The organism is Cryobacterium sp. 10I1 (genome assembly GCF_035019805.1).
Lineage (GTDB): Bacteria > Actinomycetota > Actinomycetes > Actinomycetales > Microbacteriaceae > Cryobacterium > Cryobacterium glucosi.
This window is the reverse complement of the sequence record NZ_JASJVF010000661.1, coordinates 1-260: the sequence shown is the minus strand read 5'-3', so window position 1 is coordinate 260 and position 260 is coordinate 1. Positions and strand designations below refer to the sequence as shown.

General features: G+C 70.8%; 1 pseudogene. It reads left to right on the top strand.

The features are described from left to right. A pseudogene (locus QN345_RS20225) lies at positions 1-260 on the top strand (RND transporter); the annotation flags it as partial.

Below are 260 nucleotides of genomic sequence, written 5' to 3'. Positions count from 1 at the left end.
GTTCTTCGGAACCGTGCAGTCCGTCGGCATCCTGCCGTCGACGACCTCCGGAGCGGTCACCTACCCCGTCGTCGTCGCCGTCACCGGCGACCCCGACGGCCTCTACGACGGCGTCGCCGTCACGGCCAAAATCGTCTACGAGCGTCGCACCAACGTGCTCACCGTCCCGAGCGCCGCGGTCACGACCGCGGACGGCGTCTCCACGGTGAAGACCCTCGACGCCTCCGGCACCGCGGTTGCGACGACCGTCACCGTCGGCG